Genomic DNA, 17,210 nt, shown 5'->3' on the forward strand with positions numbered 1-17,210 from the left:
TGCTACCGGTACAAACCGAAGAAATGGTCCAGCACGGCGGCGTGGTCGTCAAAGAGCTGGTCTTCCATCCCGGCCAAGTCTTCCAGCGGAATCCATCGGGCTTCCTGGGCGTCGTCGGCTCCCTTGACTTTGGGCAGGGCGATGTTGCCCAGGTCGAAGTGGCAGGCGTGGGTGATGATGCGTCCGCGCGGGCTGCGTCCGGGGTGGTCGAACACCACGCTGCCTTTGAACGCCGCCTGCATGGTGGAGGCCAGAGTCTTGAAACCGGTTTCCTCGTGCAGCTCGCGCAGGGCGGCGGTGTACATGCGTTCGCCGGGTTCGACAAAGCCGCCAGGCAGTGCCCACAGGCCGTGGCCGATGTTTCCTCCGCGCCGCACCAGCAACACGCTTCCACGGGCTTGCACGATGGCGTCGGCTGTGAGGTGGAAGGGAGCCGCCCAGCGCTTGCGGTAATTCACCACGGCGGTGTGTTCTGTCACGCGCTCGGTATAGGTCGCAAGGCGAGCCCAGGCCTGCAGATAGGCGAGCACGGACGCACTGACGTAAGGCCGCATGACTTCGATGCGCGCGTCGGGGTCAGTGCCTTCGAAGTACACATTGCGCAGCGCGGTGGCGTCGATCTCGATGTCCTGCTCCACCTCCTTCCACGCCCAGGGGTGGAAGTTGTCCAGGTAATAACTGGTGTGGTCCTTTTTGAACCCGACCAGCGTGATGGCGTTGGCCGGCGCGCTGGGTGCCAACTGCTTGACGCCTTCGCGCACGGCCGCGTTCCAGCGTGTGTCGTCGTAGTAGTCGCGCACGGGCAGGAACTGCACGCGCGCCTTGTCCGACTCCGACAGCGTGGACAGGATCATGCTCTGGCGCTCTTGCCAAGTGAAGGGGTTCTGCGGGTTGCGTGAGCGGTAGGCCGATCCGATCACCACGATGACCTGGCCGGCCAGGCCCAGCGCCGTGCGCAGCAGTGTTTCGTGGCCCTTGTGGAAGATTTGCCAGCGGCCCACGATGATGGCGGTGCCGGGCAATGTTTGCGTGTTGACTGTCATGTTGTTCCCTGTGGTGTGTGACTTAGGCGTATTGCACGGCGGCGATGGGGACCTGCCGACCACTGCCAAAGGCACGGCCGCGCACGCGCAGTACGGGCGGTGCCTGGCGGCGCTTGTATTCGTTGCGGGCAATCATCTTTTGGATGCGCTCAATGGTGGCTCGGCCAGCTGCTTCAGACTGCAGCTGCGTCATCAGCGCGGCAGCGCGCTCGTGTTCCCATTCGGGCAGGCGGTCGCCCTCGATCAGGGTTTTAAGGATTTCGTCCAGCACCTCGTAGGGCGGCAGGCTGTCCGTGTCTTTTTGCCCCGGGGCCAGCTCGGCCGACGGGGGTTTATCGATGATGGCAGCCGGGATCAGCTCGCGTCCTGCCGTGGTGTTGATGTGGCGGCACAGTTCAAAGATCTCCGTCTTGTACAGGTCGCCAATCAGGCCCAGGCCGCCATTGGTGTCGCCATACAGCGTGCAGTAGCCCACGCTGACTTCGGATTTGTTGCCCGTGGTCAGCAGCAGGTGGCCGAAGGCATTGGAATACTCCATGAGCGTGGTGCCGCGCACGCGCGCCTGCAGGTTCTCCAGCGGCAGGCCTTGCAGGGGTGTGCCAAATGCGGTCTCGAACCCGGACTCGAAACTGGCCACTATGTCGCGGATGGGGTGCTCCACCAGCGCAATGCCGAGGTTGCGGCACAGGGTTACGGAGTCCGAAACGCTGCCTTCGCTGGAGAACTTGGAGGGCATCGTGATGCCGACCACGTTCTGTGCGCCCAGGGCTTCCACCGCCAGGGCCAGTGTCAGGGCCGAGTCGATGCCACCCGAGCAACCCACCACCGCCGTCTTGAAGCCGCAGCGGCGCGCGTAGTCCTTGAGGCCCAGCACGATCTGCTGGCGGTAGAACTCCAGCGTGGGCAGGCCATCGCGCTGTACGGTGGCCAGTGGCTGCCCATGCGCATCGCCAAAGCTCTGGTCGTGGCTGTCAAAGCTCAGCGTGGTCACGTCTTCGGCAAAGCGCCGGGCTTCAAACACCACCTGGCCCGCCGCATCCATGGCGAATGAGGCTCCGTCGTATACCAACTGGTCGTGTCCGCCCACCTGGTTCACATACAGCAGCGGCAGCTTGTGGCGCTGGCAGGCCTTGCCAAAGACGGTGTGGCGCTGCTCGCGCTTGCCCACGTTGCTGGGGCTGGCGTTGATGGACACTACCAGGTCTGGCGAAGCATCTGCTAGGCGCTGGAAAGGGTTCACGGTGTAGTCGTGGCCGTCGTCGTTCCAGCCGTCTTCGCAAATCATGATGCCCACCTGTTGGTCGGCAATGCGCAGCACACGGGCGACGTCCGGCCCCGGCTCGAAGTGGCGACGCTCGTCGAAGATGTTGTAAGTGGGCAGCAGCTGCTTGGAGTACTCCAGCACGGTCTCGCCGTTCTTCAGCACCAGCAGCGCGTTGTGGAAAGGCTTGCCCGCCCCCTGGCGGCGCACGGGCGTGCCCACCACCCACAGCAGGGCAGGGGTCTCCCGCGTGGCCAGCTTGAGCTGTTCCAGGCCGGAATCCAGTCGGGCCTGAAAGTGCGCATCGTCGAGCAGATCCGCCGGGTAGTAGGCAGTGAGGCTGAGTTCGGGGAACACGACCAGGTGGGCGTGCTCGTCGCGGGCCTGGCGCGCGGCGCGCAGCATCAGGGCGATGTTGCCCTGAATGTCGCCGATGGTGGGATTGATTTGGGCGCTGGTGATTTTCAGCATGTCATTGGCTTTCAATGTCTGCGAACTGTAATGGGGGTGCGAAGGCCCATCGCTGTGCCATCAGGGCGTCGATGGCTTGCAATGCGGCCTGACAGCGTGCCTGGGGTGTGCCGTGCACTTCCAGCCAGGGTGTGTCTTGCTTGGCCAGCACATCGCGAAAGCGCTGGCTCATCCAGTGGCGCAGGTGCTCGCCATCGCGCAGGCCATCGTCCTCAAAGGGCACGCCCTGCTCGCTGGTCAGGATATAGAGCGCACGCGGTGGCATGGCGGCTGCGGCCTTATCCACAGTGGGGTTGGTGGTCCCCATGTAGCGCTCATGCCAGATGCGGGTGGCCATGGCATCGGTGTCGCACACCAGCACCGGGCCGCCATGCGCAGCGGCAGCGTTCTCCCGGCGGCATTGCTCCTGGGCCACCTGCACAAAGTCCGGCGATTGCCAGGCAATGTCAAAGGCCGTGACCTGCGGGTTGATGGCGCGGGCCAGGGCCAGCAGATTGGCGCTGTACTCGCGGCCGTATTCGGCCACCCATTGGGTCTTCGCCCACACGCCACTGCGCTGGCGCAGGGCAGCCGCCAGGTCCCGGCTCAGCGTAGTGGTGCCCGTGGATTCCGCGCCCACCACCACCACGCGCAAGGCCATGCCGGCCTGAACGGCGGGCGACAGCATGTGCCATTGGCCCGCAACATCCGCGCGCACTGCGGTGCCGGAGGTGGGGTAGAGACTGCGGGTCTGGTCCAGGCAGACGTGCTGGCAGCCGAAGTAGCCCGCCAGGCGGTCGCCATAGGGCTCGGAGCTGAAGACGGCATCCACCGGGGGCTGCGGGCTCCAGCAGGCATCGGCCTGCCGGATGGCACAACGCATGATGTCTACATGGGCCTGCCAGATGGCCGCGTCGTTGTAGTCCACGGGCACGTCGTCCAGCTCGCCAACGATGCGCACCTTGGGTGTGTCGGCAAACGCATCGCGCAGCCATTGCACGCGCTGCGCAATCGTCAGCTGCTCCGCGCTGGCACCCAGCACCGCCACCGTGACGGTCTGGCTGTGCAGGGCAGCGGTGCGGATCAGGTATTCATGGCCCAGGTGTGGTGGGTAGAACTTGCCGATCACCAGGCCGTGCTGAAACTCGCGCCGGTTCATGCCAGGGCCACTTGTGGCGTTGTGCGCCGCGCCTGTTGCCAGTTACGCAAACCGTGCACGCACAGGGCCAGGAAGATGACATACAGCCCGGCAATCAGGTACAGGCCGCGGCTCCAGTACAGCGGCACGGAGATCAGGTCCACCGCAATCCACCAGTACCAGCTGGACACCTGGCGCCGGTTGAGCTGCCATTGCGCGCACAGGCTCATGGCCGTGATCAGCGCGTCCATAGGCGGAGCGCTGCCGCGCAATTCCAGCAGGGTCACCCACAGGACCAGTGCCATGGCTGCGGCCACGGCCAGCAGCGTGGTTTGTTCACGCCAGCTCGTCGTCCTGAAGTCGGGTGTCGCTGCCTGCCTATCACTGGCCCACTGGATCCAGCCGCGCAGGGACAGCACGATGAAAACGATTTGCAGGGCGGAATCCGCGAATAGACGCTGGTCCAGAAAAACAAGGCCCAGGATGGCGCTGTTGAGAATGCCCCAGGCGAAGTTCCAGATGCTGGCCTTGGCAGTCAGCCAGACACAGAGTAAGCCAGTGGCAAAGCCCAGCGCATCTCCCACGGTGATGGGAACCGCACCTATCTCGAAGCTGGCGTTCAGTATTGCAATGATGTCCATGTGGGTCTTCTTTATTCCAGGAGTCCAGGTGCTCTCCTGGTGAATCGTTGGGGGCCGGTCAGGACTGGCGCGTGATCTCGTCCGCCTGGATGGCGTCCCTGACACGGGTCAGCACGCGTCCGAGTTTGTTCTGACCCAGCCACTCCTCGGGGTTCAGGCATCGCGGGTCGGACTCTTCGAGCCCAATGCCCCAGACCACGTCATCCGGTGAAGCTTCCACCAGCAAGGTGTCGCCCGTGGCCAGAATGGCAGCCTTGCGGTCCGGATCTTGTGTGAACTTGGCGAGCAGGCCCGGAAACATCAAGTCTTCCGCCTGGCTTTGCCACACGGCATCGACATAGCCCGAAATTTGGCGCCCCAGTGCTTTCTGCTTGCGGGGATTGGATTCGGCCATGATCTGGTTTGCGATCTGCACATCACCAAACAGTATGGCCTTGGTGAACATCATGAACTGCTCTGCACAGTTGAAGCTGCGCCCTTCCACCGTGAAGTCGCCGAGGTTCCAGTTGCTGAACACTTCGGCGGTTCGCCAGAAGAGCGTCATTCCTTGGACGGTACGCATGGTTTTCCTTTTGTATTTATCACTCAGTCCGCCGGGCGGTTGAACACCTGCCGCAGGTACGCCAGAAAGGTGGCGTCGTCGCACAGGGTCTTGCCGGGCGTGTCCGACAGCTTGGCGGTGGGCTGGCCGTTGCAGGTGACGAGCTTCATCACGATGTTCAGCGGCCGCAGCCCGGTGTCATTGCTCAGGTTGGTGCCAATGCCAAAGCCGGTCTGCACCCGGTTGGCAAAGTGCTGGTGCAGTTGCAACGCCGTGGGCACGTTCAGGCCATCCGAGAACACCAGGCGCTTGGTGTTGGCGTCGATCTTCAGCTTGCCATAGTGCGCCAGCGCCTTTTCGCCCCAGACCACCGGGTCTCCGCTGTCGTGCCGCAGGCCGTCAAACAGCTTGGCGAAGTACAGGTCAAAGTCGGCCAGAAAGGCGTCCATGCCGACCACGTCGGTCAGCGCGGTGCCCAGGTCGCCACGGTATTCCTGCACCCAGGTTTCCAGCGCGGCTTTCTGAAAGCCCTTGAGCTGCACGCCGGTGGCCTGGAAGGTCTGCAGGTATTCATGCGCCATGGTGCCGATGGGGACCAGATTGCACTCCTTGGCGAGCAAGACGTTGGATGTGCCCTTGAAGTACTGCGGCACCTCCCGTGCCAGGGTCTTCACCATCTCGGTTTGCCATTCGCCCGAGAAGCGCCGGCGCACGCCGAAGTCGAAAAACTCGAAGGGGTGGCGCGATGACGCGGCGGTCGTGTATGCACGCAACTGCGCAATCTTCGCCTGCAGGCGTTGTCGGGCTTCTTGCAGGAACGCATCCTTGCCACCGCGCTCCCGCGCCAGCCGGCGGAAGTAGAGCTCGTTGACGATGGCCAGCACATAGATTTCAAAGCCCATGACATGCACTTGCGGACCCTTGGCCACGATGCGCAGGGTATCGCCCTCGGTGGACGCGGCGATGAAGTGGCGCTGGAACTGGAACAGGCGCAGGAAGTCGATGTAGTCGGAGCGGATGTAGCGCAGGCCGGCCAGGTAGGCCAGTTCGTCTTCGGTGAAGCGCAGGGCGCACAGGGCATCCAGCTGCGCATTCACTTCACCAGCCAGCTCGGCCAGCGGAAATTCTGGCGTATTGCGGCAGACAAAGCGGTACTCCGCCTGGTTGGTCGGCATGGAGTGCAGCATGGGCTGCTGCATGGTGAATTTGTACAGATCCGTTTCCAGCAGGCTGCGGATCACGGGGGCGTTGTCGGTCGCGTTGCTCACACGGGTCTCCTAGTTGAATGCGGCGCCAGCCTGTGCGCTAGTCATGGTTTCTGCGCCCCAGGCGGTGGCACGTTGCACAAAAGCCTGCTGGTCGGCCTCGAAGCCGGTGACGGGGCTCATGCAGTCGCTCAGCAGGATCACGCGGGGGCGTGGACCGTCTTGCTGGTTGAGGTAGCGGGCCAACTGGTCAAAGCTGGAGGCCACACAGTGGCTGCCTGCCTCGCCGGCGATGAAGAGTACGTCCACTCCACGGGTCAGCTCGGCGGCCAGGCCGTTGTTGAACTGGGTGGAGGGCACGGCCTCATCGGGCGCATCGGCCTCAAAGACACCGAAGTGCTCGGTCAGCGGGTATTCGCCTTTGAGCACCTTGCGCACGGCGCGCTGTCGGCTGAATTCCCACTGGGCCAACTGGTCGGCCAGTGTGCTGTAGATGTTGTGGCCCCAGGTGCCGGTCACGCAGTGCACGGGCCAGACCACCAGGCCAGGCCGCCCGGCGCGGGCCAGCTGGTCCAACATGGTGAGTACCTGCGGGGTGAGCGTGGCATTGCGCGGGGTGAGCTTGCCGCTACTCACGTCGTCGCAGGTGACAAAGCTGAAGGGCGCGGGGGCGCTGCCATCGGCCGTCTGCCAGAAGGTGGTGCGCTCCACCGCCACGCTGGGGTGCGAGTCGAGGGTGACGGTGATGCCGTCGAGGGGCGCTGCGGCCATGAAGGCGGCCAGTCGCTGCATGTCGGCACTGGCACCGGCCACGGGCAGGGCAGCGCCGGGGATGTCGCAAAAGTCGTTTTGCGGATCAATGATGAGTAACTTCTTCATGGCAGTGCTCCTGTTGGGATGGATGTGCTTGCGCGTTGAGGCAACTTTAAAACATATAAATTCAAAATGCAACTAAATTGTTTCTTTGACAATAAAGACGATAAATTGTGTAATGAACTTATATAAATTTGTTGTTTTCATGGAATCTCCCATCCTCACGGTTGACGCGGTGCTGCTCACGATTGTGGACGCCGAGCTGTGCGTCGCACTGCACCAGCGGGAGGCTGCCCCCTTTGCCGGGCATTGGGCCCTGCCAGGTGGCTTTATACATACCCAGGACGATGATTCCGCCCGGGCCGCTGCGGCCAGGGTGTTGCGTGACAAGGTGGGCGTGGAAAGCCCCTACCTGGAGGAGTTCGGCAGCTTCTCGGGGCCGGTGCGTGACCCGCGTGGCTGGTCTTTGACGCTGGTGTATTTCGCGCTGGTGCCAGTGGTGTCGCCGCGCGTGACGCTGTTTCCGCTCAGCCGCCTGCCCAGTTTGCCGTTTGACCACAGCCAGATCGTCGCCGGCGTGGTGGAGCGCGTGCGCAGCAAGGCAGGCTATTCCTCTTTGCCGGTGCACCTGTGCGCGGCAGAGTTCACCATCCCCGAGCTGCACGCCGCCTACGAGGTGGTGCTGGGCGAGGCCATCAACATGGCCAACTTCCGCCGCAAGCTGGCAGACCTGGATTTGCTGGAGCCGGTGCCGGGCGCCATGCGCAGCGCCGGCAGAAGCCGGCCCAGTCAGGTCTATGTGGTGCGCAAGAAGTACAAGGATCGGCTCTCGGTGCGCGACCGGGGGCTTTAATGCCCCGGCTGGGTCCTGAGAGATCTGCTTCGCCGGGAGCTTGCTCCTGTTTCAGGAGCTGCTTGCGCATTATCCACGGGGGCTGGAGGCCTGTTTCGCTCAGGTCGGCAATTCCCCTACCTCGGGCGTGAGCACCGGGCCACGCCCGCTGAAGGGCTCCAGTGCGAGGTAGATGACCGGGGTGATGAACAGCGTGATGGCTTGGGAGAACACCAGGCCGCCGACCACGGCCAGGCCCAGGGGCTGGCGCAGCTCGGCGCCGGCGCCTATGCCCAGTGCGATCGGCAGCGCGCCCATGAGGGCGGCCATGGTGGTCATCATGATGGGGCGGAAGCGCAGCACGCAGGCCTCGCGGATCGCCTGCGCCGGTGTCATGCCCTGGTGGCGCTGCGCGTCCAGCGCGAAGTCGATCATCATGATGGCGTTCTTCTTCACGATGCCGATGAGCAGCACGATGCCGATGGTGGCGATCAGCGTGAGGTCCTGCCCGAACAGCATCAGCGTGGCCAGCGCACCCACGGCGGCCGATGGCAGGCCGGCCAGGATGGTGATGGGGTGGATGTAGCTCTCGTAGAGCACGCCCAGCAACACATAGATGACGACCAGAGCAGCGATCACCAGAATCGCCTGGCTGCCTTGGGAGTTTTTGAACACCGCCGCATCGCCGCCGTAGCTGCTGATGATGGAGGACGGCATCTGGATCGCCTCGCGCGCGGCGTCGATCTTGGCCGTGGCCTCGCCCAGGGCGGCACCAGGCGCCAGGTTGAAGGAGATGGTGACGGCCTGCAGCTGGCCCACGTGGTTGATGGAGGTGGGCCCCACGGCGCGCTCCACCGTGGTGAAGCTGGACATGGGCACCAGCGCACCGGTGGAGGCGCGCACGTAGATGTTGTTGAGCGCCTTCTCGTCCTGCTTGGCTTCGGGCGCCACTTCCATGATGACTTGGTAGCTGTCGGTGGGCAGGTAGATGGTGGAGACCTGGCGTTCGCCAAAGGCGCTGTAGAGCGCGCTGCGGATGCTGTCCACCGACACACCCAGCGCATTGGCCCGGTCACGGTCGATCTTGAGCTGGGCCTGCAGGCCGCGCAGCTGGGCGTCGGTGGTCACGTCGCGGAAGGCCGGGTCGGTGCGCAGCTTGTCCTGCAGCTTGCTGGCCCAGGTGCTGAGTTCGTCGGCCTTGATGCTTTGCAGGATGTACTGGTACTGCGCCTTGCTCTGGCGTCCGCCCAACTGCAGGTTCTGCGTGGGGCGCATGAAGACGTTGATGCCCGCCACGCCGCGCAGCTTCTTGCGCAAGCCTTCCACCACCTGCTTCATGGGCAGGCGCTCGTTGTTGGGCTTGAGCGTGACAAACATGCGGCCCGAGTTCTGCGCGCCATTGCCGCCGTTGAAGGAGCTGACGGCGGCGACGTTGCTGTCGTTGCGAATGATGTTGGCCGCGCGCTCCTGCAGGCGCACCATCTCGGGGAAGGAGGTGTCCTCGCTGGCCTCGGTGGTGACCTGGATCTGGCCAATGTCTTCCTCGGGGAAAAAGCCCTTGGGGATGATGACGAAGAGCCAGGCCGTGGCCACAAAGGTGACGAAGGCCAGGCCGAGGATGATCTTGCGGTGCGCCAGCGCCTTGTCCAGCAGGCGGGTGTAGCCCGAGAGCAGGGCGTTGAAGCCGGTCTCGAAGCTGCGCACCAGCACGCCGGGGCGCTTCATGTGGGCTTCGTCGGTCAGGAAGCGGCTGGCCAGCATGGGCACCAGCGTGAGCGACACAAAGGCCGACACTACGATGGACAGGCCCACCACCACGGCAAACTCATGGAACAGCAGCCCGATGACGCCGGGCATGAAGAAGATGGGGATGAACACCGCGATCAACGAGGTGGAGATAGAGATGATGGTGAAGCCCACTTCGCGCGAGCCGCGCAGTGCAGCCTGGAAGGCGTTCTCGCCTTCTTCCACGTGGCGAATGATGTTCTCCAGCACCACGATGGCATCGTCCACCACCAGGCCCACGGCCAGCGTCAGGCCCAGCAGGGAAATGTTGTCCAGGCTGTAGGACAGGCCCCAGAGCAGGGCCACTGCACCCATGAGCGACACCGGCAGCGAGAGTGCCGGAATCACCGTGGCTACAAAGCGGCGCAGGAACAGGAAGATCACCAGCACCACGAGCACGATGGTGCCGATCAGCGTGAGCGACACATCGTGCAGGGCTTCGCGCACCGAGAGCGAGCGGTCGTTGATGGGCGTGAGGCTGACCGATTGCGGCATCTGGCTCTGCAGGGCCGGAAGCGCGGCACGGATGTTGTCCACCACGCGCACGGTGTTGGCGCCGGGTTGGCGCTGCACGGCCAGGGTGATGGAGGGCTCGCCATTGAGCGTGGCCCAGCTCTTGAGCGTCTCCAGGCTGTCTTCCACCGTGGCCACATCGCGCAGGCGCACCGGCGTGCCGCCGCGCGTGCTGACGATGAGGTTGGCGAATTCTTCGGCCGAGCGCAGCTGCTTGTTGGCCTGCAGCACCAGGGTTTGCTTGGGGCCTTCCAGCGTGCCCACGGGGGTGTTGACGTTGGCGGCCTTGAGCGCGGCGCTGATTTCGTCCAGACCGATGTTGCGCACGGCCAAGGCGTCTGGCTGCACGCGCACGCGCACCGCATAGCGCTTGGCGCCGAAGACGCTGACCTGGGCCACGCCGTCGATGGTGGAGAGCGTGGGCGAGATCAGGTGCTCGGCGTAGTCCTGCAGCTCGGCCGGCGAGAGCGAGGGCGAGCGCAGTGCGATCAGCAGCACGGGCGCGTCCGCCGGGTTCACCTTGCGGTAGGACGGCGGGTTGGTCATGTCGCTGGGCAGGGCGCGCTGGGCGCGCAGCAGCGCGGCCTGTACGTCCACCGCCGCAGCGTCGATATTGCGCGACTCTTCAAACTCCAGCGTCAGGCTGGTCTGGCCCAAGGTGCTGGTGGAGCTGATGGTCTTGAGGCCGGGCACGGTCTGGAACTGCTTTTCCAGCGGCAGCGCCACCGAGGTGGCCATGGTCTCGGGGCTGGCGCCGGGCAGCGCGGCCGAGACGTTGATGACCGGCGTGTCGTAGCTGGGCAGGGCCGCCACGGGAATGCTGCGAAAACCAATCACCCCGGCCACCACGATGGCCAGGTTCAGCAGCACCGTCATCACCGGACGGCGGATAAACAGCTCGGAGAAGCTCATGGTGTTTTGGCCTCTGCGGTGGCGTTGCCAGCGGGCTTGCCCTTGCCGTCCTTGCCTTCGGATGCGGCTTTGTCGTCCTTGCTGCGTTCCACCACCGGGCTGTTGGGGCGCAGGTTCTGCTTGCCGTCCATCACCACCACCTCACCCGCCTTGAGGCCGGTGACCGCGGCCTCGCCGGCTTCGCCATAGACCTGCTTGATGGGCCGCAGCACGGCCTTGCCGTCTTCCACCACATAGACGATGGTGCCGCGCGCGCTCTGGATGATGGCGGACTGCGGGATGACGATGGCGTCCTTGATGGTGGACAGCGTCTGGCTCACCTCCACAAAAGCGCCGGGCCAGAGCTTGTAGTCCTTGTTGGCAAACACGGCCTTGGCCTTGACGGCGCCGGAGCTGGCGTCCACCGCGTTGTCCACAAACTGCAGGTGGCCCTGGAAGCTGCCGCCGTTGTCGGCCAGTGTGGCCGTCACCGGGGCGCCGTTGTTGGGGCCTTTGGCGTTGAGTGCCTGGAGTGCGTCCGACAGGTTGCGCTGCGGGGTGCTGAAGAGCACGGCGATGGGGTCGAGCTGGGTGATGGTGACCAGCGGCGTCACATTGGCCTGCACGGCCGAGCCCGCAAACACATTGACCGCACCCGCGCGGCCCGCGCTGGGCGCCTTGATCTGGGCGTAGGACAGGGCCACGCGCGTGGCGTCGATGGCGGCCTGGTCGGCAGCCACCGTGGCGGTGGCCGCGTCGACCTGGGCCTGCGCGGTGTCCACTGCACCCTGGGAGATAAAGTTCTGCGCAAAGAGTTGCTTGGAGCGTTCGAACTGGCGCTTCACATCGGCCAGGCTGGCCTGGTCCTTGGCGAGCTGGGCGCGGGCTTTGGCCACATTGGCCTCGTCGGTGCGGGCGTCCAGCGTGAACAGCAGCTGGCCGGCCTTGACGAACTCGCCCTCCTTGAAATGCACCTTGGCGATGGTGCTGGTGACCTGGGCCCGCACGTCCACGGTGGAGAGCGGGCTCACGGTGCCGGTTGCCTTGAGCGTGACCGACAGGTCCCGGGCCTGGGCCTTGACGGTGGTGACCGTGGCCGGTGGCTGGGCAGTGCCACTGGCCGCCGCTGCGGGGGCGGGGGCTGCGGAGGCCGGGCTGGCGGCGGGTTCTGCGGGTTTGGAGTTGCACGCGGCGAGCAGTACTGAGATCAGCACGCAGGCGGGCAGGAGCGGTGAGCGCAAGAGGTGGTTCATGGCAAGGGCAACGACAGGCGGGAAGGGCGTCAGGCTCCCGCGCGGGGGCCTGCTTCAGTGGACAGGCGCAAGCTTACGCGGGGGAACCCGCTTACTCTTTTTGCTGGCGTGTAAAGCAGAGGTAAAGCCGGCCGTGCCCGTGCCGTGCTGCGGCGCAAGCCGGTTGCTCCTGTTTCAGGAGCTGCTCGCGCATACTTGATGCGGGCTGGAGCCCGTTTTGGCTCAGGTTTTGGTCTTGCGCTTGCGCTCGGCCAGGTGGCTGCGACAGCTGCTGTTGATGACGCGCAGCTCGGCCAGCGTGGCGTCGATCTGGGCGCGCTTCTTCTCCAGCTCGGCAATCTCGCTGTCGGTGCGGTCGATGACGTATTGCAGCTGCTGTACGCGGCCTTCGCCATGGTCGCCGTACAGGTCCAGATAGCGTTTGATCTCGGAGAGCGGCGAGCCAATGGCCTTGGCGCGCAGGATGAGGGTGAGGCGGGCGCGGTCGCGCCGGGTGTAGACGCGCGCACCGTTGACGCGGCGCGGCGTCAGCAGGCCCTTGTCTTCATAGAAGCGCAGCGCGCGTAGGGTAATACCGAACTCGCGGCACAGCTCGGTGATGCCAAAGAGTTCGGCGGCGCCCTCGTCGCGGTGGGACGCGACAAAGGCCTGCGCGTCTGCCACCGATGCGTCGGTGGCCACGGGCTTAAATGACACGCTGCAGGCGCATGGCCACGCCCATGTCGCCGCTGACCTTGAGCTTGCCGGCCATGAAGCCGGTGGCAGGCTCCAGGTCGCCGTCGATCAGGGCCTGCAGGTTTTCCAGCGTGATGCCCACGGTGCAGTCGGTATCCGTGTCGGTATTGCTCACGCTGTTGGGGGTGCTGGCGCCGTCGATGACGATGACGCCGTCAGCGCCCAGGTCGAACTTCAAGGTGGCGTTCAGGCCGCTGTCGTCACCCACTTTGGCGCGGATGGCTTCGGTTGCGGAGGCTAGGGACATGGTGATTCCTGGTAGTGAAAGGGAAGGTCGGGCTGGATGTTAGCCCCGCGATGTGCCGCAAAGCATAGTGAAAACACCTATAGGGTAACAGGTTGACGTTAACGTCACCATTGCATCTAATGGGTCAAGTTTCACCAAGGACCCGTGCCCATGCCTGCCCTGCGCTCCAAGATCAATCCCCGCTCTCCGGCCTTTGCCGCCAATGCCCAGCGCATGGCCGAGATGCTGGCCGAAGTGCAGCGCCTGCAGGATTTGGTGATTGCCGAGTCCGAATCCAAGCGCGACAAGTTCGAGAAGCGTGGCCAGCTGCTGCCGCGCGAACGCGTGGCCCGTCTGCTGGACCGCGGCACGCCTTTTCTCGAACTGAGCCGCTTGGCCGGCCTGAACATGCATGACGACGATGGCAAGAAGGCCGTGCTGGGCGGCGGCTCCATCGTGGGCATCGGTGTGGTGGCGGGGCGGCGCTGCATCGTGTCCGCCAGCGACAGCGCAGTGAAGGGCGGCACCGTGGCACCCATGGGCCTGAAGAAGGCGCTGCGTGCGCAGGAGATTGCGCTGGAGAACAAGCTGCCCGTCATCTACCTGGTAGAGAGCGGCGGCGCCAACCTGATGTACCAGGCCGAGATTTTTGTGGAGGGCGGGCGCAGCTTTGCCAACCAGGCGCGCATGTCGGCCGTGGGCATTCCGCAGATTGCGGTGGTACATGGCTCGTCCACGGCGGGCGGAGCTTACTTGCCCGGCTTGTCGGACTATGTGGTGCTGGTGCGCGGGCGCAGCAGCATCTACCTAGCCGGGCCGCCATTGGTGAAGGCCGCCATGGGCGAGGACTGCACCGACGACGAACTGGGCGGCGCCGAGATGCACGCGCAGGTGACCGGCCTGGGCGAGTACCTGACCGAGGACGACGCGCATGCCATCGCCATGACGCGCGAGCTCATGGACAAACTGAACTGGGACACCGCACCTGCGCAGGCCGCTTTTGCCGAGCCATTGTTTGATGAACAGGAGCTCATGGGCATCGTCCCCGCTGATGAGCGCGAACCTTACGACGTTCGCGAGGTCATTGCGCGTCTGGTCGACGGCTCGGACTTTCTGGAATTCAAGGCCGGCTACGCGCCCGAAATGATGTGCGGTCACGCGCGCATCGAAGGGCGCCTGGTCGGCATCCTGGGTAACAACGGCCCCATCCAACCTACGGGCTCGACTAAGGCTGCCCAGTTCATCCAGCTTTGCGATCAGAGCGGTACGTCGCTGCTGTTTTTGCAGAACACCACGGGCTACATGGTGGGTTCGGCGGCGGAGCGGGGCGGCGCCATCAAGCACGGCAGCAAGATGATCCAGGCCGTGGCGAATGCGCGCGTTCCCAAGTTCACCGTGGTGCTGGGCGGCTCCTTTGGTGCGGGCAATTACGGCATGTGCGGGCGCGGTTTCGATCCGCGCTTCATCTTCAGCTGGCCCACGGCGCGCACGGCCGTCATGGGCGGCGCGCAGGCGGCCAAGGTGATGGATATCGTCAACCGCGCCAAGCTGGAGCGCGTGGGCAGCGAGGTGAACGAGGACGCGCTCAAGGCCATGTCCGATGGCCTGCGCCTGCGCCTGGACAAGGAAAGCGCCGCCCTGTTTGGCACCGCCCGCCTGTGGGACGACGGAATCATCGACCCGCGCGACACGCGCCGCCTGCTGGGCCTGTGCCTGGCGCTGGCGGCAGAGGCCGGGCAGCGCACGCTGCGTGGCAACACCTTTGGCGTGGCCCGCCTCTGAGTTTTCTTCATCACAACGACCCGAGAGAGACCCCCATGAAATTCACGCCCGAGCACACGCAGATCTCCGACACGGTGCGCAAGTTCGTCGCCAACGAGATCAACCCCTTCACCGCCGAGTGGGAGAGGGCGGGCATCTTCCCCGCGCGCCAGCTGTTCAAGAAGATGGGCGAGCTGGGCCTGTTGGGCATCAAGTACCCCACGGAGTTTGGTGGCATGGGGCTGGATTTCAGCTACTCCATGGTCATGGCCGAGGCGCTGGGCGATTGCAATGTGGGCGGCGTGCCCATGGCCATTGGTGTGCAGACGGACATGTGTACGCCCGCGTTGGCGCGCTTTGGCAGCGACGAGCTGCGCGCCACCTACCTGGCCCCGGCCATTGCGGGCGACATGGTGGGTTGCATTGGCGTGAGCGAGGCCGGCGGCGGCTCGGACGTGGCGGCGCTGAAGACCACGGCGCGCAAGGACGGTGGCGACTATGTCATCAACGGCTCCAAGATGTGGATCACCAACGGCATGCAGGCCGACTGGTGCTGCCTGTTGGCCAACACCAGCGAAGGCCAGGTGCACAAGAACAAGTCCCTCATCATCGTGCCCATGGATGCCCCCGGCATCACCCGCCAGAAGATCGAGAAGATCGGCATGCACAGCAGCGACACCGCGCAGCTCTTCTTCGACAACGTGCGCGTGCCTCAGCGCAACCTGATTGGCCAGGAGGGCATGGGCTTCATGCTGCAGATGTTGCAGTTCCAGGAAGAGCGCCTGTACGGCGCGGCCAGCAGCCTGCGATCGCTGGACAACCTGATCGACCAGACCATCGTCTACACGCGCGAGCGCCACACCTTTGGCCAGCCCATCCTCAACAACCAGGTGGTGCACTTCCGCCTGGCCGAGCTGCGCACCGAGGTGGAGGCGCTGCGCGCGCTGACCTACCGTGCGGTAGAGCAGTACGTGAGCGGCAAGGACGTGACCAAGCTGGCCTCCATGGCCAAGCTCAAGGCCGGACGCCTTTCGCGTGAAGTGGCTGACAGCTGCCTGCAGTACTGGGGCGGCATGGGTTTCACGGCCGACAACCCCATCTCCCAGGCCTACCGTGACAGCCGTCTGATCTCGATTGGCGGTGGCGCCGACGAGATCATGCTGGGCATCATCTGCAAGCTGGAACACACCCTGCCGGGCAAGGCCTGAGCCGGAACCTGCCATGCAGACCATGCTGAATGCTATGCAATTAGGAGCTGTTCGCGCAGTATCCACGGGGGCCACCCTGCATATTGTTCTGAATCGCCCGGAGTCCCGCAACGCCATGTCACTGCAGATGGTGGTTGAGCTGCAGCAGGTGCTGCGCGCGGCTGAGGCCACGGCCGGTACGCCAGACGCAGTGCGTGTGGTCGTGCTGCGCGGCGAGGGCGGGCACTTCTGTGCGGGGGGCGATCTGAAGGACATGGCCGGCGCCCGCATGCGCGCCATGCAAGGGACGGAGGGCGAGCCAGACCCGATTGCCGAGGTGAACGCGGCTTTTGGCCACTTGTGCGCCGCCTATGCCAACACGCCGCTGGCCGTGGTGGTGGTGCTGGAGGGTGCGGTCATGGGTGGCGGCTTTGGGCTCGCTTGTGTGGCCGACGTAGCCATTGCGAGCGACACCGCTGCCTTCCGTTTGCCGGAGACCTCCTTGGGTGTGGTGCCTGCGCAGATTGCCCCTTTTCTGGTGGAGCGCCTTGGCTATTCGCAGGCTAAGCGTCTGGCTGTGACCGGCGGACGCCTGGACGCTGTCGCCGCACTGGCAGTGGGTCTGGTGCACGAGGTCACGACGACCGAAGGCATCACCGCCGCGCTGGGCAAGGTGCTGGCTGACATATTGGCCTGCGGGCCCGGTGCACTGGCCGCGACCAAGGCCTTGATGCGCTCCGCGCGTTTCACACCTGCAGCCGATCTTGTAGACGAAGCCGCCGCCATCTTCTCCCTCGCTGCCCAAGGCCCGGAAGGGCAGGAAGGCATGACTGCCTTTATCCAGAAACGCAAACCCCAATGGGCGGTGACATGACATTTTCAAACGTGCTGGTTGGCGCAGGGAGCCTGGGCGGCAAAGCGTTTTGCTTCGTGTC

15 protein-coding genes are annotated in these 17,210 nt (G+C 64.7%); 4 read left to right on the forward strand and 11 right to left on the reverse strand.

The window, feature by feature from the left end; translation table 11 throughout:
• Positions 1-2 precede the first annotated feature (2 nt).
• From AC1RNN_RS19085 to AC1RNN_RS19115, 7 genes are read right to left on the reverse strand one after another with little or no spacing between them, the layout of a single operon-like run.
• Positions 3-1,043, reverse strand: a complete 1,041-nt coding sequence (locus AC1RNN_RS19085) for an NUDIX domain-containing protein (protein WP_493091237.1) — start codon at positions 1,041-1,043, stop codon at positions 3-5.
• Between the two features lie 22 nt (positions 1,044-1,065).
• Positions 1,066-2,775, reverse strand: a complete 1,710-nt coding sequence (locus AC1RNN_RS19090) for an NAD+ synthase (protein ID WP_493091238.1) — start codon at positions 2,773-2,775, stop codon at positions 1,066-1,068.
• Between the two features lies 1 nt (position 2,776).
• Positions 2,777-3,913 carry an AAA family ATPase gene (locus AC1RNN_RS19095; protein WP_493091239.1) on the reverse strand — a complete coding sequence of 379 codons (1,137 nt, stop codon included), beginning with the start codon at positions 3,911-3,913 and terminating at the stop codon, positions 2,777-2,779.
• Positions 3,910-4,533 (reverse strand): nicotinamide riboside transporter PnuC, encoded by a 624-nt coding sequence (pnuC, locus tag AC1RNN_RS19100; RefSeq protein ID WP_493091240.1) that lies wholly within the window; start codon positions 4,531-4,533, stop codon positions 3,910-3,912. Before pnuC ends, AC1RNN_RS19095 begins: the two co-directional genes overlap by 4 nt.
• Before the next feature lie 58 nt (positions 4,534-4,591).
• Positions 4,592-5,095 (reverse strand): riboflavin biosynthesis intermediates N-glycosidase, encoded by a 504-nt coding sequence (gene ybiA / locus AC1RNN_RS19105; protein WP_493091241.1) that lies wholly within the window; start codon positions 5,093-5,095, stop codon positions 4,592-4,594.
• A gap of 23 nt (positions 5,096-5,118) precedes the next feature.
• Positions 5,119-6,342, reverse strand: a complete 1,224-nt coding sequence (gene pncB, locus AC1RNN_RS19110; RefSeq protein WP_493091243.1) for a nicotinate phosphoribosyltransferase — start codon at positions 6,340-6,342, stop codon at positions 5,119-5,121.
• A 9-nt stretch (positions 6,343-6,351) separates the two neighbouring features.
• On the reverse strand, positions 6,352-7,158 hold the full coding sequence (locus tag AC1RNN_RS19115; RefSeq protein WP_493091244.1) for a cysteine hydrolase family protein: 807 nt from the start codon (positions 7,156-7,158) through the stop codon (positions 6,352-6,354).
• 112 nt (positions 7,159-7,270) lie between these two features.
• On the opposite strand from AC1RNN_RS19115, the gene AC1RNN_RS19120 reads away from it, so the two are divergent.
• Entirely contained in the window at positions 7,271-7,945 is a 675-nt protein-coding gene (locus AC1RNN_RS19120) for an NUDIX hydrolase (protein ID WP_493137497.1), read from the forward strand.
• 99 nt (positions 7,946-8,044) lie between these two features.
• Here the strand turns inward: AC1RNN_RS19120 and AC1RNN_RS19125 are convergent, their stop codons facing one another.
• The 4 genes from AC1RNN_RS19125 to AC1RNN_RS19140 all read right to left on the reverse strand — a co-directional run bounded on the left by AC1RNN_RS19125 (position 8,045) and on the right by AC1RNN_RS19140 (position 13,348).
• Positions 8,045-11,134: an efflux RND transporter permease subunit gene (locus AC1RNN_RS19125; protein ID WP_493091246.1), complete on the reverse strand. Its 3,090-nt coding sequence runs from the start codon at positions 11,132-11,134 to the stop codon at positions 8,045-8,047.
• Complete coding sequence (locus AC1RNN_RS19130; RefSeq protein WP_493091248.1) at positions 11,131-12,366, reverse strand: efflux RND transporter periplasmic adaptor subunit; 1,236 nt, start codon at positions 12,364-12,366, stop codon at positions 11,131-11,133. The genes AC1RNN_RS19125 and AC1RNN_RS19130 overlap by 4 nt, the downstream gene beginning before the upstream one ends.
• A 222-nt stretch (positions 12,367-12,588) precedes the next feature.
• Positions 12,589-13,047, reverse strand: coding sequence for a MerR family transcriptional regulator (locus tag AC1RNN_RS19135; protein WP_493137499.1), 459 nt, complete (start codon positions 13,045-13,047; stop codon positions 12,589-12,591).
• 4 nt (positions 13,048-13,051) lie between these two features.
• Entirely contained in the window at positions 13,052-13,348 is a 297-nt protein-coding gene (locus tag AC1RNN_RS19140) for an SCP2 sterol-binding domain-containing protein (RefSeq protein WP_493091251.1), read from the reverse strand.
• A 150-nt stretch (positions 13,349-13,498) separates the two neighbouring features.
• Here AC1RNN_RS19140 and AC1RNN_RS19145 point away from each other — a divergent pair, with 150 nt between their 5' ends.
• From AC1RNN_RS19145 to AC1RNN_RS19155, 3 genes are read left to right on the forward strand one after another with little or no spacing between them, the layout of a single operon-like run.
• A complete protein-coding gene (locus AC1RNN_RS19145; protein WP_493091253.1) occupies positions 13,499-15,109 on the forward strand; it encodes an acyl-CoA carboxylase subunit beta in 1,611 nt (536 codons plus the stop codon).
• Between the two features lie 35 nt (positions 15,110-15,144).
• Positions 15,145-16,296, forward strand: a complete 1,152-nt coding sequence (locus tag AC1RNN_RS19150; protein ID WP_493091255.1) for an acyl-CoA dehydrogenase family protein — start codon at positions 15,145-15,147, stop codon at positions 16,294-16,296.
• Positions 16,297-16,309: 13 nt separating this feature from the next.
• Positions 16,310-17,149, forward strand: a complete 840-nt coding sequence (locus AC1RNN_RS19155) for an enoyl-CoA hydratase/isomerase family protein (protein WP_493091257.1) — start codon at positions 16,310-16,312, stop codon at positions 17,147-17,149.
• Positions 17,150-17,210: the final 61 nt, after the last annotated feature.

The sequence above is a fragment of the Rhodoferax sp. GW822-FHT02D07 genome (assembly GCF_058802405.1).